This window comes from Chloroflexus sp. MS-CIW-1 (genome assembly GCF_030444705.1).
Lineage (GTDB): Bacteria > Chloroflexota > Chloroflexia > Chloroflexales > Chloroflexaceae > Chloroflexus.
This window is the reverse complement of record NZ_JAUBWR010000003.1, coordinates 358996-381706: the sequence shown is the minus strand read 5'-3', so window position 1 is coordinate 381706 and position 22711 is coordinate 358996. Positions and strand designations below refer to the sequence as shown.

Genomic DNA, 22711 nt, shown 5'->3' with positions numbered 1-22711 from the left:
ACCGCGGCCGCAGGTAGCGCGGGCCTTTAGCCCGCGTCTCCTGACATCCACCGCGGCCCTGGATAGCGCGGCCCTTGTAGCGCGGGCTTTTAGCCCGCGACCGGACATCCGCCGCAGACCTGGGTGGCGCGGGCTTTTAGCCCGCGACCGGACATCCGCCGCGGAACTGGGTAGCGCGGGCCTTTAGCCCGCGTCTCCTGACATCCACCGCGGCCCCAGGTAGTGCGGGCCTTTAGCCCGCGTCTCCTGACATCCGCCGCGGCCCTGGATAGCGCGGCCCTTGTAGCGCGGGCTTTTAGCCCGCGACCTGACATCCGCCGCGGCCCTGGATAGCGCGGCCCTTGTAGCGCGGGCTTTTAGCCCGCGACCGGACATCCACCGCGGCCCCAGGTAGCGCGGGCCTGTAGCCCGCGACCTGACATCCGCCGCAGACCTGGGTAGCGCGGGCCTGTAGCCCGCGACCTGACATCCGCCGCGGCCCTGGGGAGCGCGGGCCTGTAGCCCGCGACCTGAGAAAGTGTCTGAACATTCTATGAAGAGTCGTTGGCATAGATGTGGGTCAACCGTCTGACCATCACGGGAATCATGGCGACATCTATGAGTGCTTCGCTCGTATCGGTGCGTGCGTCGTCGTCCTTATGCAAGCGACGATACGTTCCCAGCCAGGCAACGGTCCGTTCCACCACCCAGCGTCTCGGCAACACGTGGAAGTGCGATACCCCAGTGGGACGCTTGCTGCTGTCCAGTGTCCAGAGCCACCAACGTGCTGCGCCCATTCCACCACTTGGCCGGCATCGCCCCAATCGTCCCACATCACCCGCACGCGCGACTGCTTCCCGTGGACGTTACCCACCACCAACCGTGCCTCATCCCGGTTTTGTCCATCGGCGGCATGAACCACCACCGTCACCACCAAACCCACGGTATTCACCAGCAGATGGCGTGTGCGCCCGTGGACGGTTTTGCCAGCATCATCCCCTCGAGTTTCCCGTTTTCCGTCGTTGTGACCGACTGGCGGTCGAGAATCGCAGCACTCGGTTCTGCCGCTCGCCCTGCGGCACCTCGTATGTCCGTGCGAAGAGCATCATGGATGCGCACCCAAGTTCCATCCCGTTGCCAGCACCGAACGGAATGATACACGGTCTGCCAGGGAGGCACGTCATCAGGAAGCATCCGCCAGGCGCACCCACTGCGCAAGATAGAGAAGATAGCGTTCAGAATCTCCCGGTACGCATGGACGCGGTGTTACCCTCGGGGTGACGTCCGTTCCGGCAAAGCGGGGGTAATCCGTTGCCATTCGGCGTCTGTACAGTCGGTAGGATATGATGTTCGTCTGTTCTGTTTGCTCATACCATTACGTATCCATCAAAACCCTCGACCAGATACATTTCAGACACTCTCTCAGAGATTTAGATCGGCTCTTAAGCGCGAAAAGGGCAGGTTCTAGCTCGCCTTACCCTCCTCTATCCACTCTCTATGATGGAGCGGAATCTGTTCCTTCCACTACCCCGCTTGACTTTTCTTTTTCCTCATCATGCCCGTTAACCCACGGTAGAGAGCGTGTTTCCAACGCGCCCTCCGTGAGATGCTTCTTCCCAATGCCCACACGACGCGGGCTGGCAGCCTCGCGACAGAAACCGCTGAAAACTTATGCCTTCCGATGGTTCATGCTTGACAGATCGGCAAAAAGGTTGTAAACTCCAAACAGTTTGGTTTTTCAAACTATTTGGAGGTTAAAAGTGTATCACGAACTCGATCCCCCCTACACTGCCGAAGATGTCGCTGTGCTGTTCAATCTGGTGCATAGCGAACTGATGGGTCAGAGTATGGAAACGCTCTTACAGTTTCTTCAGCGTTCCAATCTCTCAATGCCCCGTCTGGTGTCGTTAATGTACATTCAACGTCAAGGCGTGACAACTGTCACTGCGTTGAGTGAATACCTCAATTTGGCGCTGGGTACCACTAGTCAGATAATTGATCAACTAGTGCAAGATGGACTGGTTGAACGACGTGAAGCAGCGCATGATCGCCGTCAAAAACAGATTACCCTGACACCTGCTGGCGAGACACTTGTCGCCGAGGCACGTCAGATCAGGTTGGCAGAGGCAAGTCGTCATTTGCGACAGTTACCACCAGCATTGATTGAACAACTGGGACAGGCGCTCAGTGCCGCCTGTCGGGAATGGAATCTGATAACCACATCTTAAGGGGTTTCTTTATGGCCAAAACTACGACTCCCACAACTGTCACCACGACCCGCATTGATTATGCAGCTACGCTTGATCAACGGAGCAAAGTTCTCATCCTGGTTGGCGTATTACTTGGTCTGTTTCTCTCAGCGCTTGATCAAACCATTGTCTCTACGGCGCTACCCCGCATCGTTGCCGATCTGAAAGGTATCGAGTTGATCGGCTGGGTCTCGACCAGTTATCTGCTGGCTTCCACGGCTATGGTGCCGATCTACGGCAAACTGTCAGACATCTACGGGCGTAAATATGTCTTACTGTTTGGGATCACGGTCTTTCTGCTCGGTTCGTTGTTGTGTGGTCTCGCCGGCGATATGACGCAGTTGGTGTTCTTTCGTGGTTTGCAAGGGTTTGGCGCCGCTTCGCTCACTTCGACGGCATTTGCCATTCCTGCCGATCTCTTCGCACCGGCAGAGCGTGCACGATACCTCGGCTTGTTTGGGGCCGTGTTTGGCTTGTCGAGCGTCATCGGGCCATTTATCGGTGGTCTGCTCACCGACAATCTGAGCTGGCACTGGGTCTTTTTCGTCAACTTACCGTTGGGGATAGTTGCCCTTGGCTTTATCGTCGCTAAATTGCCACGTCTGCACAGTGGTCTCAAGCCAGCAATTGACTATGCCGGTGCAGCAACGCTGCTGCTAACGGTCATTCCTTTCTTGCTGGCTCTCACGCTCGACAAGAATGACTATCCATGGACATCGCCGCTCATCTTGGGTCTGTTTGCAATCAGTGTGGTTGGTCTCATCCTCTTTCTGCTGATCGAGCGATGGGCCGAATCACCGATTTTGCCACTCCATCTGTTTCGGATTCGCACGTTTACTCTGACTGCCCTGATTGGGGTAACAGTTGGTGCCACTCTCTTTGCGGCAATCTTCTTCCTCTCGCTCTACCTGGTGAATGTGTTAGGTGTCAGTGCTACGTCTGCCGGTACCACACTGATCCCGCTCACCCTGAGTCTTGTGGTGGGAGCAATGGTCTCATCACAAATTGTGCAGCGCACCGGTCATTACAAGTGGGTCATCGTTGGTGGGATGGCCATTATCGTTGGTGCCCTCTGGTGGTTGACGACCCTTACCCCTGACACGTCGATCTGGATGGTGCGCTTACGGATGATTGTACTGGGGCTGGGGTTGGGGCCATCGATGCCGATCCTCAATCTGGCCATGCAGAATGCGGTTCCGCGTACCGATTTGGGTGCAGCAACCGCTAGTCGCCAGTTCTTCCAGCAAATTGGGCAGGTAGTCGGTTCGGCTGTCTTTGGGGCGATCTTGGCCGGTGTTCTCACGACGACTCTGAGTGCGAATCTAGCGCCGATTCAGGCTCAATTACCACCTGAACTGGCAGCTCGCTTTGACAGCAGTGCGTTACGTAATGGTATGAGCGCCGAGAGCGCAGGTGGCGAGCCAGTTGATCCGGCGGTCAAGATTGAGCAGGCAATTGCCGATCAATTTGCTGCCCGCCGCGAGGTGATCTCACGAGCGTTGCGTGATACCGATCCGGCAGCAATCGCGGCTTTGCGGAACGATCCACAATTACCTGCGCAGCAAAAAGCGATGCTTGACATGATTGGCTCACTACCAGCAGCAGCTCGCGAGCAGGCGTTGAGTCAGGTTTTGGCCCGTCTCGACGAAGCCGAGCAGACGGCACGTGCAGAAGGGCGGGCATTAGGGCGACAGATCAGTGTGGCGTTGAAGGATGCCTTTACCACCAGCGTCACCACCATCTACTGGTACGCAATCTGGGTTGCGCTGATTGGCTTCATCCTTGCCTTGTTCATTCCTGAATTGCCTCTCCAGCGTAGTTATGGTCAGGATTTGCCACCGATGATGGAGTAAGGCCGCTCTGTTCGTATACAGGTTTGCGTTCCTCGCAACACAACCCTAATCGCCTCAACACTAGTTGAGGCGATTATCTTTTTCTTATAGTACCGATGCTTGCTATATCAGGTATAATACGAACAAGGAATCGTATCCCTATGTCTACGAGGTGTCATCGTGGCGACTCAGCGCACTCGTCGTGGTCGTGGCCGTAAACGGAGTTCGGCGTTGACAGTTCAACGTCGGCTATGGCTTGTCAGCCGCTTTATCCGTGGCCCAGCAACACCAACTGAGCTGATCGCTGATGCACGGCGAGCGTTCAGCGAGTCGATTTACCCATCTAACGCTCTGATTGCACTTCGCCACGATTTCCATGCCCTGCGGAATGAGTTCCTCTGTACTATCGAACGTCAATCTGATGGAAGGTATGCCCTGACCGAGTTAGGACGCCTGACACTCTTGAATCTGCCCGATGAGGAGTTAGAGGCGCTGGCTTTCCTCGTATCATTTTTCAGTGAGGGGAGTTGGCCGGAGGCGTTTCACGTGCGTTCATTATTCGAGCGTATCATTGCCCTCTTGCCGCCTGAACAACGCTTGACGCTTCAGCAACGGCAGGTGTGGCAGATTGAGCTTCCTCAGAGTAGCACGACCATTGATCAAAAATTATTGACCCGCTTACGCCGGAATCTCCGACGCCATGCCATCCAGTTTCGCTACCGATCAAACTACAGCGACGAACTCGAATTACACCGGGTGGCGCCGGTGCGTCTGTTTGTGCGTGATGGTCATACTTACCTTGAAGCCTACTGCTACAGCGCACCTCATCAGTCGATCATTGGGCAGTACATCCCTTACCGTGTTGACCGGATCATTCCCGAATCGCTCCACGTTGAGCGGCGGGTATTACCCCCTGAGCTACCACCGCGCCGGACTTGGACGTTACGGTACCGTTTGTCGCCGCAGGTGGCCCGCAATCGTGACATCTCGCTCTGGTTTCCGCAAAGTACGGTGACGTACCACCCTGATGGTAGCGCCGAAATATGTGCTCAGACGAGTGATCTCTGGCAGGCCGAACAGATACTGCTACGTTACCGCGAGCATTGTCAGGTGCTTGAGCCGGCAGAGTTGATCGAGCAGATACGCAGGACGATTGCCCGGATGCGGGAACTCTATCTATAGCCGACTGAGGCGTACTGCCAGAGCATGATGGTATCTCTTCCGTTGTCCTTCCCAGCCACAATGTGCGAACAGATTGTGCGACTGCTCCTTGTCGTTGCGGCAGACATGTGAACTATCGGTAGAGAAAGGCCAGATAAAAGACCAGAATAATCACGATGCTTACCACGAGCAAGACTTTCAGGAAACGTGGTTGCAATTGCTGAAGTTCAATGCTACGTTGCAGCTCCGCAAGTTCAGCCTGAAGCGAAGCAAGATTTACCTGTCGGCGTGCCACCAATGGTTCGCGCATCAGGTTGATGAGACGCTGAAGATTTGACGGCAGCGTTTCCACCGCCAACAGGTCGTCGAGTACCTGAGCGAGGGCGAAGAAATCGCTCCGCTCATCAATGGCTCCACCTTCGAGTTGTTCGGGTGGGGTATATCCAGGTCGGCCAATATCGGCCAGCTCCGGAACAACCTGACCGCGACGACGGCTGAGGCCGAAGTCGATTAGAGAAACATTACCGTCGTTTTTAACGATAATGTTTCGCGGATGCAGATCACCATGAACGATCCCATTAGCGTGCAAGATGCGGAGCACGTGACACAGGTTGCGCGCAATTTGCAGCGCATCGGCTGGTCGACCGGCAGCCAGAATTGAGTCAAGTGTCTCACCGTCAAGGTAACTCTCCACGAAGAAGTATCTCGGTGGTTTTCCGGCTATCTTGCCCATAGTGATAAACTGCGGAAAGTATCGCTTTTTGTCGCTGTCTGGTGATAGCGCAGCGATCACCTTCGTCATCATGATCTCATGCAAAAATGCCCGAGCTGCTTTGCGCAACGAGACGCCACGCGACGTAGGCGCCAGCCACTTAATGACAACGAGTTGTTCTGTATCGTGGTCGAAGGCCAAATCGACGATACTGTGAGCGGTACGGGCCAACTGACGGATAACTTCGAACCGATCCCCGAACTGGTGGCTACTGGCGCGACAGTTCATCACGATCCCTCCAGGAGTATGGCCAATCTGTGTAATGAGGTCAACCCGGTAAAGGTGTATGTCTCATTGCCTACAGTGATGGTTAACGTTCCACTATCGGCGAGGGCTTCCAAGGGGTGACGATGAAGGTGATACTGACTAATATACACACGCTCAATAATCTTGCGCGAGCCAAACGGAAATCCTTCATCGACAATAATGAGATGCGGAGTAATAGTGAGCGCAAACTGATATTCTCGAAGCCCTATGATAATCGCTGTGATGAGTGCCAATAAGCTAGCGACCGTGAAGCCGATAGCTACGCCGGGGAACGCAAACGATGGCTTCGTTGCCTGAAATGCCAGTGCTAACAGGCTCCCATGGAGGGCGGCGAGGCCCACGTAGTGCGGCAGACGCCGCAGCGGATGGCGACGGAACGTGGTCGGGGGGTACAGATGGGGGATCATTGCCATAGGTCCCTCCTTCGCCGATGGGCGTTGTATGAGTGTGTTCTGCCATCCTGAGGCTAACGAATAATCTGCCTACTGTCGAGCCAGGTTGATTCTAATGTGTAAATCACCTCCTTTTTGCCATCATCTTTTGGGTATATAAGGGTATCGGTATTCTTACGAGTAGTATACGTAGCGTGCAGTAGAAAGTCATCCATCGGAAGACTCATGATTCCCTACGTTGTGATCGTCGAATGGATCGTGCTTCGTTCCCACGATTCATGATGAAGAAATGCATGTAGATGCAGCAATTTGGCACTTGAAAACCGTATTTTCGGGCCAACGGAACAGGTATAAGCATACCCTGCTCTCGTCAGATGCCTTAGAGCTATGTTTCTCAGGTTCGCATCCCTGGGTGTGTGGATACCATCCAGGGCAGATCATGTGGGAGTGCGGTATCACCGTGTCGTTCTTCGTCATTCTATTGGCTCCCTCGCTGAAGTAGGTTGAGAACTCACTACTCCCAGTATGGTGACAGGCATAGTGGGCGGGAGTCATCTTCCCCTGACAGCAGCCCGATTAGCCGGGTCACTTGTACCAGCGCTAATGGGGCGCGAGGTCTGGTTGTGACGAAGCAGCACAAGACAAGATACCGCACAAAGATAGCTGCGGATCGGGCTGCCGTATCAAGAGCAGGATCACGCTTATTTCCCGATAACAACAAGTTCCGATGTGAAAATATACACAAAATATATCCGAATCACATAATAAAAATATATAATAATTTTTTGTTGTGATTTCTTAACTATATTAGCCTAGATGTCTGTTATATTTCAAGTACAATACCTTCCCGTAATACATTTCATAACCAACAAGAACCATCGTGCTCGAATGTATAGCTTGCCGGTATCTCTCCATACCACGCACGTTTCATACGGAGGTGCATCGGGTGAGGGTGGAGAGGAGGGAGGGTATAGCGTGCGCAGATTTGATCAAAATCAATCAGAAAGGAGTTACTGGCAATGGAAGCAGAGATGCAGGCGTTTGTCGATTCGTTGCGTCATAACCTCACCGCCGAAGATGTGGTTAATCTCGAAGCATGCATGGATTGTAAGATGTGCGGTGAGGCCTGTGCGTGGTATCTGGTTACCGGCGATGAAAAGCTCCATCCAACGTATAAGACCGGCTTCATTCGCCAGATTTACCGCCGGTATATGACGCTGGAAGGGCAGATTGGCGGTGCTCTTGGATTGGTGCCTACCCCTACGCTTGCCGATCTGAAAGAGCATATGCAGTACTTTTGGGCCTGTACTGCGTGTGGTCGCTGCACCCTGGCCTGTCCCTCCGGGATCAGTATTCGTCGAATAGTGCGTCTCGCCCGGGCTGCCTATGCTGATTCCGGGTTGAGTTATGCTAATCCAACGATCCGTTCAATCATCGAAAATACCGATCGCCATCGCCACAGTTTTGGCTTAACTGCTGCTCAGGTCCTGGGTCGGGTCGGTCTTTTTCTGCGTAATGAGGGACTGGAAGCGCCGGTAAATGTTCAAAACGCCGAGTTTCTCTTTGTGTGTCCGGCAGCGGGTAATACGAAAATTCCCGATTACGGTATTAAACTTATCAAAATCCTTAACGCTGCTGGTGTGAGTTATACGATTTCCCCCTACGTGATTGATACCGGCACTGAAATCGATCATATCGCTGTTCATCATAAACTTTCTAGGCAGATGTTAGAAGACTGGGAGCAAGAAGCGGATCGCCTGGGTGTTCAGAAGATTCTCCTTGTCGAATGTGGTTGTGATACTCGTACTCTCTATGCCGAGGCGTCTGAGACACTTGGTCGTCCATTCCGCTATCCGATTGTGAGTGTTGATGCACTCATGCTTGATCTGATTAAGCAGGGCCGTTTGCCGGTTGAGAAAACCCATCTGAAAGTAACGCTCCATGATCCTTGTTATGCGACTCGTCTTTCTGGTCTCGGTGACCTGTTCCGTGAATTGTTGAACCTGGTAACCGATAACTTCATCGAGATGACGCCCAACCGCGAATATAACTACTGTTGCAACGGCGGGGCCGGTGGTATGCGTTTGCCCGAAAATACCTCTACCCGGCGTAAAATCTCGGTGTTGAAGGCCAATCAGATTCGTGCTACCGGCGCCGATTTTGTTACCTCCCCCTGTGTGGTATGTACGTTGTCGCTGGAAGACACCTGCCAGACCTACCAGTTGTCACCATCAGGCGATCGTATGGCATTGGTGCTCTTTGAAGTGGTGTACGCAGCTATGGAACCGGCACTGGCTAAACTCGGTGAGCTGGATCGGATGCGGGTTCCGGCTGTACTGCGTAACTGTGATCAAGAATTCTTCATCGCGCACAGTGTCGAGGGGCAGATGATGCGGCTCATGCAGCAGCCAGATTTTCCAGAGCTGCTCGATTGGTTGGAACAGGACGACATAGTCAAGCGCTTTAGCAAAGACCATCCGCAAGTCTACGACGATATTCGGGCACTGCGCGAGATGGTGATGAATTGTGAGAATTGCGACTGAAGTGGTACTTCCCTGGACATGTGAGTAATGACCGGCTGAGGAAGGAGAGAGCTATGATAGAGCTGCTGAATGTCGTTGCACCGTTGGCAATAGCGATTTTTGTCGTCGGTGTCGGACTGCGTTTAGGACGGTTTGCGTGGGCTTTGGTGACGAAACGCCACTTCCGCGGGGTATCGCCAACATTTGAATCACCACCACCGCGTATGGGGGTTATTCCCGCTCTCTACGCTGTGCTGTTTGGGCCGTTTAACCATTTCTACAAACGTGCCAATCCGGTGTGGGGTAGAGGCTATCTCCTCTACCACGTCGCGATCATCACTGAAGTGATCGGCTATACTATTTCGGCATTGATCGTTTTTGCTAATATCGTTGTTGGTCGCCCGGTGCCTGATGTTTCACTACATCTTGCTGAAAGCTTTAACTATTCACCGGCAAATCTGCTCGCGATCATCTTCGGTAATGGTGAGCACTTACAGGCTCACTTTCTCTTCGGTGAGTTTGGCTCTCTCTTCATCGGGATTACATGGATCGCAGTGGGTTTTGCTGTGGTCGGTAATCTGCACTTAATGGTAGCTCTGGTGCGGAAGTGGAGTGGCGCGGTAGTTAGTGATATTGATCGGGCGGCGCAGGGTATTCGTACTCCTGGTCGTTACGCCTGGGATCGGATCGTTGTGCGCACCATTATTTTCTGCATTATCTGGACAGAGCTGTTTGCCCGTTTACACCTCGTGCCCGGTATTGTCTATCTGCATGCCCTCCTTGGGCTGACGCTGTTTGTGCTTTTGCCGTTCACTTACCTGTTCCACATGGTCTATAACTTCCTGGCCGTTTTCTACGCCGTGCGTCGGCGTATGGCGCGGACGATTGCCTGATAATCGCGGTACAGGCGCAGACTTTTCCTGCGCATGGACTGCCTGTGGCAATAACGCAGCGTCGGAACGATGGCATGCCTGAACGGAGTGTAAGTGATACGAACTCCTGAATCGCCACTTCGGCAGTCCACGGGATGCGAGTGACCTGCTCGCATCCCGGGTTTCGTGCAGCTTCTTCCGCCATCTTTGTAGCTCGGTGCGTTATACGGTATTGTCTAGATTGGCAGAGTAGATTGGCAGGGTAAATGAAAAGCTGCTACCTCTCCCCACAACACTCTGCACCCAGATTCTTCCTCCGTGTAGTTCGACCAGCAGACGGGTAATGTACAGGCCCAGACCGACACCACTTTTCTGGCGGGTATTGCTGTTATCAACGCGCTGAAATCGCTCAAAAAGCTTTACCTGATCTTCAGGCGCAATGCCGATCCCTTCATCACGTACCACGATCAACATCCATTGCCCAGGAGGATGATTCGTTGGTAAGTCATCAGCAGTAGCCTGCCGTACCGAAAGCTGAATTTCGCTTCCTTCTGGGCTATACTTGATTGCGTTACTCAACAAATTGAAAATAATCTGTTTCACCTTATCGTAATCGGCAAAGACTGGCGGCAATGGGGTACGAACATCGATCAAAAGTTTGTGATTCACCAGTTGCGTATGAAGTTGCATGGTCAGCTCTTCAATCACTTGCCAGAGGCCAACGGCATAGCGATTGAGTTTCACCACACCGGCTTCCAGTCGTGAAACGTCGAGCAAATCTTTCACCAGCTTGTACAGACGCTCGGCCTCAGTAGAGACTGTCATTAAGAATTCGCGTTGACTTTCGCTGTCGAGGTCTTGTCGATTCAAGAGAATTTCGGTGTAGCCTAGAATTGAGGTGAGTGGGGTACGTAGTTCATGCGATACGATCCCAATAAACTCATTTTTGATCCGATCGGATTCTCGTTCCCGAGTGCGGTCGCTAACTACCCACAAGCGTCCGGTCAGTTGTTGTTGACTATCACGAGTAGGAACCGATAGTACGTGCAATTCCTGATACGGTTGCCGAAGCTGAAGAGTTGTTTCCAAGACCTGATCGGGGTTATGCTGGCCGAGATCGCAAAATTCGCTGAGCCGGAACGGATCATTGAGCCGTGTCAGCAGGTGCTCTACCAGATCAATACCGACGTAAAACGAGGGACGTTGTAGATGCTCGATCATATTCCATACCTGATACCAGGCTGGGTTGGCGCGAATCACGCGTCCGTTGAGATCGAGCAGTGCCAGACCGATGGGTAAGCTACTGAACACCTGGCCGAGGTGGTATGACGTTTCGTAAGCCGTCTGATAAGACAGGGCACGCGCCAGCGGTCGTGCGGTGCGTTCGCGAAGAGCGTCAATAAAAGCCAGAACTTCTTCGTTGAAGGTATTGGCCCGGTGGCTGTGGAGAATAAGAACTGCCAACACCCGATCATCGGCAATGATCGGTGCTGCCAGCTCAGCACGAAAGAGCATGGTGGGCGGTAGGCCCGGTTCACGCCCGGCGTCGCGCACGAGCAATGGACGCCGCATCTGCACCGCCTGTCCGGCCAACCCTGTTTCCCAGCTCCACCGCTGGCGCGGTAGCTTTGGCAGCGCAGTGCCGGAACGCTCTGCTACATAGCCCTCGCATAAATGGAGTACTAGCTCGCGCCGGTCGTGATCGACCAGGGCAATCGCTCCGGCTTCGGCGCCACTCCCCTCTAGCGCCCGGCGCAAGACGATCCCCGCCAATTCATGCAAGTTTATCGTGCGATCAAGCTGTTCGTTCAGTGCGATAATTTTCTGGCGCAGCGAGGGGTTGAGGGTCAGGCCAGGCGGTGTCTCACCGGCAAAGCGTGGTGTCGGCAATTGTGGTGAGCGCATGCCTTCCTGGGCAATGGCCGCTGCCAGTAGTGGTTTGAGTGACTCGATAAGCTCGCCGATCCGCCCTCCAAAGTGGCGTTGATCATTGCTGCGTAGTTCGAGGACGCCCCACAGCTTGCCACCCCAGAAAATCGGTGCTCCCAGATAACCGGCAGCGATCACCGGCAGTCCTTCGAGAGATTGACCGGTACTGCCAAGGGCAATCGTTTTAACAACTGTTTTTCCGCCAAGGGCCACCGAACGGGTCAGACTATCGTCCCAGGGATAGGCCCATGACTCCGGCGAGAAAATTTGCTGGCGGGGTGCTCCTGGTCGAGCCGCTTGTAACCAGCACGTCAACCGGCCATCGCGGTAACGAGTGGCGATTCGCAATAATCCAAACAAACGATGAACACGCTGGGTCAGCGGCTGCTCCTCTTGCAAGAGACGAAAAGCCGCATTGAGCAGATGTAACAGACCGGTTGTCGGGTCATCGAGTTCGCGTGTCATTGTTGTGTATTGTAGTCAACCTGGAGTAGCTGTCAATTATCTCGTTATGTCCTTATGCTATGATATGCTATATCCATCGGCATAACGGTGGATTACTAAGGAGTCAAGTCATGTTTACGGCAATTGATCATATTGGCTTTGTCGTAGCCGATCTAGAAGTGGCCATCGATTTTTATCGTACTGCTTACGATGTGACGGAATGGGAACGGATCGAATTGCCTGAGCGACATGCGGCAATTGGGGTTGCGCGATTTGGTGATGTTCTCATCGAGTTGATCGCTCCGACGAGTGATCAGGCGAGCTTTGCCCGTTTCTTGCGTGAAAAAGGCCCAGGGATGCACCATATCGCATATCGAGTTGATGATATACAAGCTGCATTGGCTACGCTCCAGGCGCGTGGTTTACCTCTGATTGACCGTGAACCGCGTCCTGGCATCCACAACACGCTGGTGGCATTTGTTCATCCGAAAGCCGGCGGTCAGGGTGTGCTGGTAGAGCTAGTTCAGCACCGCATTTCAGAATAGAGCAGCAACTGGGCAGGGGTAGGGTAGATGCAGATGATGCGCTCGCCTACCCCGCCAAGAATGAGGACGTTCAGTATAGAGATGCGCTTTGATGTTGGGAGCAGAATGTATGACAGATAGCAGTAGCGAGGATCGCCGCCTGCTGGTGAGCATGAGCATCGGTCAGACAGCGTATGCAGCATGGGCCCGTCAGGCACGTCGCGAACGTTTCTTTAACATTGCACGGCTGCTAGAAGCTTCGGCAGCAGTGAAGCAGGTTCGAGCCGAGCACGCTCTTTATCGTTTGGGAGAAGTATCCAAGACGATAGCTAACATCGATCGAGCGCTGGCCGGTCTAGAGCCGGAGGCTGTAGCGACCGGTCCGGTCACCGGTACCAGCCCATTTCAACGGGAGCTACTTGAACGAGCGGTGCGGGCACTTGCCGCCGGGCGTGATCTTACCTACACCGAATTAGGCGATCTCTTCGTGTGCAGCACATGCGGTCATCTTATGGAAGGTGATCCGCCGCCATTCTGCCCCGAATGCGGTACCGTCCGTGAGGGTTTTCTCAGTTTCCGCATCGTTGATGGAATGGGGACACTAGGGCCGTCTACAATTGTGCGCCGTCTGGAACAGGGGATGCGTACCGTTCAAGATTTGGTGCGTGGTCTGACGGAAGAGCAACTGTCAACTCCGGTAAACGGCCTTCCCGCCTTTAAGGACCTGATCGGGCATCTGATCGATATGGATATCGTGTTTCGCGAACGGGCATGGATGATTCTCGAGACGAATCAGCCCAAACTGTCTACTGCCCACCCACCAACCCTTCAGCACGCGATGAAGTACCGTACTGTGCCTATCGATGATCTCCTTGAACAGTACATTTCAAGCCGTCAGCAGACGTTAAATCTGTTGCGCGGTTTAACTCAGGCGGCGTGGCAGCGAATCGGCTTCCACGAAATCTTCGGTCCTGTACCACTTTTACATCAGGGGAATTGGGTAGTTTCGCACGAGCAGGGACACCTGATTGAATTAGCCCAGATGCGACACAATCTCTTGCATAAGGGCAATCAGGCAGTTATGGTAGTCTATGAGGCATTCAACTTGTAAAACCGCGAAGGGCAGATTCCATCTGCCCTTCCGCCGTCCTTTATCAGATCACGTCAAATCTAGCCCACTCAGGCTATCGTAGAGTACATCGAGGTTCTCTAGCGCTAGACCAGTACCAATAGCAACGCATGAAGCTGGCTGATCTGCGACGTAACATGGTACGCCGGTGACCTCAGTGAGTAAATCATTGATGCGACGCAGCATCGAACCACCACCGGTCATCACCATCCCTTTATCGATGATATCCGAGCTTAATTCGGGCGGTGTTTCCACCAGCACCGCTCGCACTGCGTTCACGATAGCCTCTAATGGTTCCTGAATCGCCTCGGTAATTTCGTTGCTATCGACCTGTATCGTGCGTGGGAGACCGGTTACCTGATCACGACCACGAACCTGGGTTACCAGTGGTTTATCGAGCGGTAAGGCTGAACCGATTTCGATCTTCACCGCTTCGGCAGTTCGTTCACCAATCAGCAAGTTGTACTTACGCTTGATATATGATGCAATAGCTTCATCGAACCGATTACCACCCACCCGCACCGATGTACTGACGACAATATCGTTCAGCGAGATGACTGCTACTTCCGTGGTACCACCACCAATATCAATGATAAGGTTTCCCGAGGGCTGAGCAATCGGAATATTAGCGCCAATTGCTGCGGCTAGTGGTTCACGGATCAGATACGCTTTGCCGGCACCGGCTTCCAGCGCCGCATAACGCACTGCGCGCATTTCAACGCTGGTAACGCCAGCGGGAATACAGATCATCACTTCAGGGCGCGAGAAGCGAAACCTTCCGGCAGCACGGCCAATAAAATGGCGTAGCATCTCTTCGGTCACCACATAATCAGCGATCACACCGTTGCGCATTGGGCGCACGACTTCGATGCTCTCTGGTTCGCGACCCAACATCGCCATCGCTTCTGCGCCCACGGCACGCACCCGCCCATCGCGCGTACTCAATGCGACGACCGATGGTTCCGAGAGAACGATCCCCTTCCCTTTTACGTACACTAAGACATTAGCAGTGCCAAGATCAATCCCGATTTTGCGGGCCATAATCGTTCCTACTGAAATGGTTATTACCGGCAATGTGCGTCAAAGCGTGCATACTGCACATGATCGTGCCGTATTATAGCAAATTTACGCACCTCTGCGTGAGTTCCAGGGATTGGCAAAGTTTCTGACTGCCTTTCCTTATTCCCTGGGAGTACGAGCCTCTGGCCTGCGTTGTGCAGTACCCTCTGGAGGCGCGACTATACCTGTTCCAAGCGGTGCGGTAATGGACGGAACCGGTGAACAAGGCCGTGCTGCGGCATACGCCTGGTGGCCCTCACCTTCCCCCAGCCCCCTTCCTCTCCTCCACAGTGAGAGGAAGGGGAAGGTGCAGCGAGGTGCATCCGCTCACCCGCACTGTTCCGCGCAACGCCTGACGCTGCCCGCTCGGTAGAGGGAACGTGCTGCGGATGGATGAACAGAACGTTGGCCTCCCAACGCAATGGTTGCATGGGTACGGTACGTGACCAATAAGAAATCCAGGTTTCTGGTCAGGCTCTAAGACTGCTAGGCCCCTGATTTAGTAGTCCAGCGAGATGCGGCAGAACGTGTCTGGTACCCTTCATATTTCTGGGTAGCAAAGAATGCGGTTGAAGCGGATTTTCAGCCCTAGCCCTCGCGATGAAAAACAGACAATAAAAACCCCTTCACACAAACGTGGAAGGGGTAAGCTCAGTAGTAGAAGCCCCCTGCACAATGACCTGTTATGATTGGCGTCGCTTTATTTTATGGAGCTGGGCCACTCGTAAGCGTACCATCTCCTTGCGGAGTTTGGCTTCGGCCAATGCCATATCGCGTTCGCTCTGTGCTTCACGCCGACGCGCTTCGGCCTCGGCCCGGGCCTGCTCGGCTCGTGCTTCATCGATCTCATCGGCCCGTTCAACAGTATCGGCTAGAATGGTTACTCGGTGCGGAAGCACCTCCATAAATCCTCCCGATACTGCAAACGGCGTCCGTTCACCATTTTTAATGATGTCCAGCTCGCCCGGTTCGAGAATCGTCATCAGCGGAGCGTGGCGCGGCAAAATACCAACGCGCCCATCTTTGGTCGGTGCGCTAATCATATCAACATCATCCGATAAGATGACACGCTCAGCGGTGACAATCTCCAGATGGATGGGCATAGATTGCTCCTTCTGCCTACCATACATCATACCCAACGGCGGTCATCGACCGCCGTTGGGTCCGGCTTACTTCTGGCTGGCCTCGTAAGCGGCCAGCACATCGTCGAAATCGCCCTGCATGTAGAAGAACGACTCTGGAATATGATCGCCCTCCCCATTGAGCAGACGGGCAAAGCTCTCGACCGTCTTCTTCACCGGCACATACTTGCCTGGCCGACCGGTAAACTGTTGCGCCACCGTAAATGGCTGCGAGAAGAACAGCTCGATCTTGCGTGCGCGTTGTACGGTCAATTTATCCTCATCGCTCAACTCTTCCATACCGAGAATGGCAATAATGTCCTTGAGGTCTTTATAGCGTTGCAACACCCGCTTTACCTCTTGAGCGACGCGGTAATGCTCTTCGCCGACGATATTCGGATCGAGAATACGCGATGTCGAGGCCAGTGGATCGACTGCTGGGAAGATTGCCCGCTCAGCGATACTGCGTTCGAGCGAGATCGTCGCGTCGAGGTGGCTAAACACCGTGGCCGGAGCCGGGTCGGTGTAGTCGTCTGCCGGTACGTAAACCGCCTGCATCGAGGTAATTGAACCGCGCTTAGTTGACGTAATACGTTCCTGCAATTCACCCATCTCGGTTCCCAGCGTCGGTTGGTATCCCACCTGAGAGGGCATACGACCGAGCAGTGAAGAGACCTCCGAACCGGCCTGGACGAAGCGGAAGATATTGTCGATAAAGAGCAGAATATCGCGGCCCTCATCACGGAAATATTCGGCCATGGTCAATGCGGTGAGGCCAACCCGCAAACGGGCGCCTGGCGGCTCATTCATCTGACCGAAAACCATCACGGTCTTATCAAACACGCGCGTGTTTTCGTCGATGCGGGCTTCCTGCATTTCGTGAATCAGGTCGTTCCCTTCACGCGAACGCTCACCTACACCGGCAAACACCGAGAAGCCCGACTGCTCTTTAGCAATGTTGGCAATCAATTCCTGGATAACGACCGTCTTACCCACACCAGCACCGCCGAAGATAGCGGTCTTACCACCGCGAGTAAACGGTGCGATCAGATCAATAACCTTAATACCGGTTTCAAAAAGTTGTGCCTGAGTATTCTGCTCTTCAAAGCTCGGCGGATCGCGATGGATAGGGCGTCGCTCAACACTTGGATCGATTGGTCCCAGCCCGTCAATCGGATCGCCCAACACATTAAACACGCGACCGAGTGTGGCCGGGCCGACCGGTACCGCAATCGGGCGACCGGTATCGATCACCTCCAGGCCTCGGCGCAGACCATCGGTAGAACCCATTGCGACCGCTTTGACCACGCCATTACCGAGTTGCTGCTGCACCTCGCAAACAAGGCGGTCACCGTTTCCTAGTGGAATTTCGATTGCGTTATAGATCGCCGGTACTTCGTCTTCCGGGAACTTGGCCCGAATGACCACACCGATAATCTCTTGAATAACCCCCTTGGCCGGCATCGGCTCCTCCTCTTAACATCAACTGGTGAGAGCAGCGGCGCCCGAAGCAATCTCGCTGACCTCTTTCGTAATAGCAGCCTGCCGCGCTTTGTTAAATGACAGCGTCAGATCACGTACCAGATCTTTGGCATTGTTGGTTGCATTGCGCATTGCAACCATTCGTGCACTGTGTTCACTGGCAATACTCTCAAGGACTGCCTGATAGATCTGGGTTTCAACGTACCGCGGCAGAATGGCATTAAGAACTTCTTCTTCCCCTGGCTCGTAGGTATAATCAACGTTAGTTGTTGTGGATATATCGGGGCTTTCGACCGGCAGTAACTGCTTAATTGCCGGACGCTGTACCAGGGTATTAATGAACTCACTGTAAATAATGTAGAGTTCGTCGTACTTCCCCGACTGAAACCCGTTAATGGCACTGATTGCCACGCCAAGAATGGCTTCGAGCTTTGGTGCATCGCCAAGCCGGGTTGCTTCACCAGCCGGGGCAAAACCGGCGCGCAGGAAGAAATCGCGTCCTTTGCGACCGAAGGTATAGACATCGACCGTACGCCCCATTGCGCGCTGCTCGGTAATAAAACGACCGGCGCGACGCAGGACATTAGCAACCAGGCTACCACACAGACCGCGATCAGGGGTTACCACCAGTAACGCAACGCTCTTCACCGTCTCGCGTTTTTCGAGCAGCGTTCCACGGCGGGCTGCCCCTACCACTCGGGCTGTCAGATTGGCCATCACCTCTCGCATGCGGTCGGCGTATGGCCGGGTAGCTAATACATTCCGTTGTGCACGCCGCATCTTTGATGCTGATACCATCTCCATCGCTCGCGTAATCTGAGCAACATTCTTGACGGATCGGATGCGGCGCTTAATCTCGCGACTACTCGGCATATCGAACCCTTTGCAGTTGCAGCTTCTGGCGAGCAGCGAAACGTCTGCTCGCCAGTCTTCTGCTAGCTATAGTTACTGGTTGCCTTAAACTCCTTGATTGCCGATTCCAGCGCCTCCTTGACTTCAGGTGACGGGAACTTGCGATCAAGGCGATTGTCGTAGATCAGCTTCCGCACCTCTGGATGGGCGGTACGCAGGAAGGTCAGGAAATCATCACGCCACTTCGTGATCTGCGGCACCGGCACATCATCAAGGTAGTTATTGATAGCCGCATACAGAATAGCAACCTGATCCTCTACTGGCAATGGCTGATACTGTGGCTGTTTCAGCAGCTCTTGCAAACGTTGACCTCGCTCGATCTGCGCTTTGGTCGTTGCGTCAAGATCACTGGCAAATTGCGCAAAGGCAGCCAAGTCACGGAACTGAGCCAGCTCACCCTTCAACTTACCGGCCACTGCGCGCATTGCCCGCGTCTGAGCTGCACCACCTACACGCGACACTGAAATACCAACGTTCAGCGCCGGGCGTTGACCGGCATTAAACAGGTCGGACTCAAGGTAAATCTGACCATCGGTAATCGAAATCACGTTCGTTGGAATGTAGGCCGACACGTCGTTGGCCTGGGTTTCGATCACCGGCAATGCGGTCAGTGAACCACCGCCGTACTCCTCGCTCAGACGAGCTGCCCGTTCGAGCAACCGTGAGTGAAGGTAGAAGACGTCGCCGGGATACGCCTCACGACCGGGCGGACGGCGGAGCAAGAGTGACACCTGGCGGTAAGCAACGGCGTGTTTGCTCAAGTCGTCGTAGACGATCAGGGCATCCTTCACCAGTTGCCCATTGAGCATCACACCGTTCTCCATAATCTCTTCACCCATCGCACAACCGGCGTAAGGGGCGATATATTGCAATGCAGCACTCTCAGAAGCGGTTGCTGACACCACGATGGTATACTCCATCGCACCGAACCGCTCCAGGGTCCCGACGACCTGCGCCACCTGTGCCCGACGCTGCCCAATCGCAACGTAGATACACACCATCCCCTGGCCTTTCTGGTTGATGATGGTATCAACGGCAACTGCGGTCTTACCGGTTTGGCGGTCACCGATGATCAGCTCGCGTTGCCCGCGCCCGATAGGGATCAACGCATCAATCGCGATAATACCGGTCTGTACTGGCGTATCAACCGACTTACGGGTAATCACGCCAGGAGCGATACGCTCAATTGGGCGTGTCTTATCGTAAATGATCGGCCCTTTCCCATCGATGGGTTGACCGAGTGGGTTTACCACTCGCCCCAACAATCCCTGCCCGACCGGTACCGAAATAACGCGCCCGGTCGAGGTGACCATATCCCCTTCCTCGATCGTTTCATCATCACCAAGAATAATAGCGGCGACACTATCTTGTTCGAGGTTCAGGGCAATACCATAAATCGACTCATTGCGACCGGCTTTCGGCGGGAATTCAACGATCTCAGAAGCGACGACCTGATCAAGGCCGGACAGCCGCGCGACGCCGTCTCCGACGGCAATCACCGTACCGACATTGACCTGACGCGGCTGAAGGTCGACGCCGCTTGTGATCCCCTGCTTCAGCCGGGCGATCAATTCTTCAGTAATCGTCGTCATGCTCTACTCCGTCGCGCTGGTCGCCGGCGATACCGGGCCAGCGAGCTGAGTTCTAACGGTTAACTTGCCTGCAATATACGTTGGATGGCGCTCAGGCGTGTGCGGAGACTGTTATCCAGCACCTGATCACCAACCCGAATAATCAAACCACCGATCAATGTCGGATCAACTTGATACGTCACATGCACTTTGCCGTAGCGTTGCTGCAACTCGCGGCTAATGCGCTCTTTCTGCTCATCGCTCAACTCAATCGCACTGGTGACGCTGGCATCAATTGCCTGACTACCGACAGTATCGAGGTAACCTGGCAATGCAGCAGCCACTGCGTTGAGTTCACTGGTCAGCCCCTCTTTTACCATAGCGAGCAAGAAGTTGCGTACCTGTGGTAGCAAATCAGCCGGCAATACTGCTGCTGCATCGTGGACCGATAGACCGGCAATACGTGGGGCAACGGCCCGAATCTGCTCGGCAGCCGTTGTCAAGAGTGCCTCTACCAGTGGAGCAGCCAGTTCTCGTGCGTCAATGGTCGTTGCCATACCCTTCGTTTCCTCACGCAGACCAGGTCTTTACCGGAACTGCGACATTAGTTACGGCGATCAAGCGCTGCCAGCGACTCGGCGATCAATGCATCGTGGCCGCGAGCCTGGAGTTCTGCCCCCAATACACGGCTGGCCGTCAAGGTCACCAGCTCGGCGATCTGGCTCTTTGCCTCGCTCAACATACGAGCGCGCTCCTGTTCGGCCTGGAGACGAGCTTCTTCCTTCAAACGCTCGGCCTCGCGACGTGCCTGCGCAATGATCTCTGCTTCCTGCTGCTTGGCCCGCTCCTGCGCCTGGGCAACGATGCGAGCCGCTTCCTGACGCGCCTTAGCAATTTCTGCCTCGTAATCACGTCTGGCGTTAGCCAACTGCTCGCGTACCTTTTCCGCGTCGCGGACACTCTCTTCAATCCGCTTGGTGCGCTCGTTCAGCAAGTTCATTATCGGTCGGTACAAGAGCGCTCGCAGAATGAAGATGAGCAACAGGAAATTGATCAGTTGCGCGAGAAACAGGGTCGGATTAATACCTAATGCTTCCACCCTTCAAACCTCCCGTAACGCGCCAATATTTTACTGTAAGACGCCAAAACCGATCAAGAACGCAATGACCAGACCGAAAATTGCCAGTGCTTCGGTAAAGGCAATACCGATGAACATGTAGGTGACGACCCGATTCTCGATTTCAGGATTGCGGCCAATCGCCTGCACCGCACCCGACACGATGATCCCAATGCCGACACCCGGCCCAATTGCGCCCAGACCCACAGCGAGCGCGGTTGCGACGAGATTCATACCCTCCATGATTGAGATGCCTCCTTAAAGCAAACTCTGCGACGAAACCAATCTTTATGACAAACCATTGCGGAATACTCCGCACGAACACAACATCTTAATGTGCATGCTCCTCGTCATGGCCGGTGACGGCGATATTGAGGAAAGCGTAGGTCAACAGGGCAAAGATCAAGGCCTGGATAAATCCGACGAACACCTCGAAACCGTAGAAGGGTAGTGGTAGCAAGAGTGGAACCAGGAATGCCATGACTACCAGCAACACCTCACCTGCGAAGATGTTCCCAAAAAGACGGAAGGCCAGAGCGAAGGGCTTCACCAGTTCGGAGATGAACTCGATAATCCCCACAAACGACATAATGCCGTTCGTGTTAAAGAACTTCTTCAAGTAGCCAGGGCCAAGAGCACGGAAGCCCCAATACTCGATGAAGACGAAGGAGATAGCTGCAATCGCAAAGGTGAAGTTAAGATCGGCGGCTGGTGCTCGGAAGAGCGGTACCAGTTTCTTACCCTGCGCTGCGCAGGTGTCGTATGCTACTACACTCTCAGCCGCTAAAACATTGCCTGGCAGTGCGGCTGGCGCAGCTAATGCCACTCGCTCATCAGCCACGGCATGCTCGCCTTTGTGCTTTTCGTGGCAAACACCAATCGATCCTACACCCGGCAACAGACCAAACCAGTTCCCAAACAAGACGAAGAGAAAGATGGTTGCTACCAGGGGGAAGGCGGTCGCGACGTAACGAGGATTGATGTTGCGGAAGAGATTGTACAGCGACTCGAGCGTGAACTCCATGACGTTTTGCAAACCGCTTGGTACCATCTGCAAGTTGCGGGTTGCAGCAAACGCCAGGCCAATGACGAAGATGTCGATAATGATCGAGACAAGGAATGAATTGGTGATGGGGAAACCAGGAATGCCGTCAAAAATAACTTCAGCGGCAACTTCTACGTGTGGTTCACCGGTGTAGAGGAAAAAGCGACTGGCAATCGAAATGACAAGCGCCCCTACAATGATTAAGATGTTTCGAGTCCGCGTTGACAACGCCTACCTCCTGCTCGACAACGTCGGGCATTTTTCAGCATGTACAAGACCTCTTGTCTACGCTGTCGCCCACAGTACGAACAACTACTTCCTTGTTCAGTCTT

General features: G+C 54.0%; 19 protein-coding genes and 1 pseudogene. 7 read left to right on the top strand and 13 right to left on the bottom strand.

The genetic code is table 11. From position 1 onward, the window contains the following. Positions 1-530: 530 nt before the first annotated feature. Positions 531-1350: pseudogene (locus QTO31_RS18670) on the bottom strand (IS5 family transposase). Between the two features lie 389 nt (positions 1351-1739). Here QTO31_RS18670 and QTO31_RS18665 point away from each other — a divergent pair. The 3 genes from QTO31_RS18665 to QTO31_RS18655 all read left to right on the top strand — a co-directional run bounded on the left by QTO31_RS18665 (position 1740) and on the right by QTO31_RS18655 (position 5242). Continuing rightward, the gene (locus QTO31_RS18665) at positions 1740-2207 is read left to right on the top strand and encodes a MarR family winged helix-turn-helix transcriptional regulator (protein ID WP_301430649.1); all 468 of its coding nucleotides are present in this window, start codon (positions 1740-1742) and stop codon (positions 2205-2207) included. 11 nt (positions 2208-2218) lie between these two features. After that, positions 2219-4081: an MDR family MFS transporter gene (locus QTO31_RS18660; protein WP_301430648.1), complete on the top strand. Its 1863-nt coding sequence runs from the start codon at positions 2219-2221 to the stop codon at positions 4079-4081. A gap of 159 nt (positions 4082-4240) precedes the next feature. Continuing rightward, positions 4241-5242, top strand: a complete 1002-nt coding sequence (locus QTO31_RS18655; protein WP_031461311.1) for a helix-turn-helix transcriptional regulator — start codon at positions 4241-4243, stop codon at positions 5240-5242. Between the two features lie 112 nt (positions 5243-5354). Here the strand turns inward: QTO31_RS18655 and QTO31_RS18650 are convergent, their stop codons facing one another. Continuing rightward, entirely contained in the window at positions 5355-6221 is an 867-nt protein-coding gene (locus QTO31_RS18650) for a serine/threonine protein kinase (RefSeq protein ID WP_301430647.1), read from the bottom strand. Continuing rightward, positions 6221-6673 carry a PH domain-containing protein gene (locus tag QTO31_RS18645; RefSeq protein WP_301430645.1) on the bottom strand — a complete coding sequence of 151 codons (453 nt, stop codon included), beginning with the start codon at positions 6671-6673 and terminating at the stop codon, positions 6221-6223. The genes QTO31_RS18650 and QTO31_RS18645 overlap by 1 nt, the downstream gene beginning before the upstream one ends. Before the next feature lie 998 nt (positions 6674-7671). Between QTO31_RS18645 and QTO31_RS18640 the strand changes: the two genes are divergently transcribed. Both QTO31_RS18640 and QTO31_RS18635 read left to right on the top strand, forming a co-directional pair. Further along, entirely contained in the window at positions 7672-9195 is a 1524-nt protein-coding gene (locus QTO31_RS18640) for a (Fe-S)-binding protein (RefSeq protein WP_301430644.1), read from the top strand. A 53-nt stretch (positions 9196-9248) separates the two neighbouring features. Then, entirely contained in the window at positions 9249-10067 is an 819-nt protein-coding gene (locus QTO31_RS18635) for a hypothetical protein (RefSeq protein WP_301430642.1), read from the top strand. Between the two features lie 201 nt (positions 10068-10268). Here the strand turns inward: QTO31_RS18635 and QTO31_RS18630 are convergent, their stop codons facing one another. After that, complete coding sequence (locus tag QTO31_RS18630; protein ID WP_301430641.1) at positions 10269-12440, bottom strand: ATP-binding protein; 2172 nt, start codon at positions 12438-12440, stop codon at positions 10269-10271. A 110-nt stretch (positions 12441-12550) separates the two neighbouring features. Between QTO31_RS18630 and QTO31_RS18625 the strand changes: the two genes are divergently transcribed. Both QTO31_RS18625 and QTO31_RS18620 read left to right on the top strand, forming a co-directional pair. Further along, positions 12551-12964: a VOC family protein gene (locus QTO31_RS18625; RefSeq protein WP_301430640.1), complete on the top strand. Its 414-nt coding sequence runs from the start codon at positions 12551-12553 to the stop codon at positions 12962-12964. Positions 12965-13073: 109 nt separating this feature from the next. After that, on the top strand, positions 13074-14054 hold the full coding sequence (locus QTO31_RS18620; RefSeq protein ID WP_301430639.1) for a DinB family protein: 981 nt from the start codon (positions 13074-13076) through the stop codon (positions 14052-14054). A 48-nt stretch (positions 14055-14102) separates the two neighbouring features. Here QTO31_RS18620 and QTO31_RS18615 read toward each other — a convergent pair whose 3' ends face one another. From QTO31_RS18615 to atpB, 9 genes are all read right to left on the bottom strand, one after another. Beyond that, positions 14103-15113, bottom strand: coding sequence for a rod shape-determining protein (locus tag QTO31_RS18615; RefSeq protein ID WP_028459292.1), 1011 nt, complete (start codon positions 15111-15113; stop codon positions 14103-14105). A 701-nt stretch (positions 15114-15814) separates the two neighbouring features. Beyond that, entirely contained in the window at positions 15815-16234 is a 420-nt protein-coding gene (locus QTO31_RS18610) for a F0F1 ATP synthase subunit epsilon (protein WP_012258892.1), read from the bottom strand. 66 nt (positions 16235-16300) lie between these two features. Then, positions 16301-17716, bottom strand: a complete 1416-nt coding sequence (atpD, locus tag QTO31_RS18605) for a F0F1 ATP synthase subunit beta (protein WP_028459294.1) — start codon at positions 17714-17716, stop codon at positions 16301-16303. 18 nt (positions 17717-17734) lie between these two features. After that, positions 17735-18607: a F0F1 ATP synthase subunit gamma gene (locus QTO31_RS18600; protein ID WP_031459202.1), complete on the bottom strand. Its 873-nt coding sequence runs from the start codon at positions 18605-18607 to the stop codon at positions 17735-17737. A 62-nt stretch (positions 18608-18669) separates the two neighbouring features. Continuing rightward, positions 18670-20238, bottom strand: a complete 1569-nt coding sequence (atpA, locus tag QTO31_RS18595; protein WP_301430637.1) for a F0F1 ATP synthase subunit alpha — start codon at positions 20236-20238, stop codon at positions 18670-18672. A gap of 59 nt (positions 20239-20297) precedes the next feature. Further along, entirely contained in the window at positions 20298-20774 is a 477-nt protein-coding gene (gene atpH / locus QTO31_RS18590) for an ATP synthase F1 subunit delta (RefSeq protein ID WP_301430635.1), read from the bottom strand. A gap of 47 nt (positions 20775-20821) precedes the next feature. Continuing rightward, entirely contained in the window at positions 20822-21316 is a 495-nt protein-coding gene (locus tag QTO31_RS18585; protein WP_301430633.1) for a F0F1 ATP synthase subunit B, read from the bottom strand. A gap of 30 nt (positions 21317-21346) precedes the next feature. Further along, positions 21347-21577, bottom strand: a complete 231-nt coding sequence (atpE, locus tag QTO31_RS18580; protein ID WP_301430631.1) for an ATP synthase F0 subunit C — start codon at positions 21575-21577, stop codon at positions 21347-21349. Positions 21578-21665: 88 nt separating this feature from the next. Then, the gene (gene atpB / locus QTO31_RS18575; protein ID WP_301430630.1) at positions 21666-22607 is read right to left on the bottom strand and encodes a F0F1 ATP synthase subunit A; all 942 of its coding nucleotides are present in this window, start codon (positions 22605-22607) and stop codon (positions 21666-21668) included. Between the last annotated feature and the right edge of the window lie 104 nt (positions 22608-22711).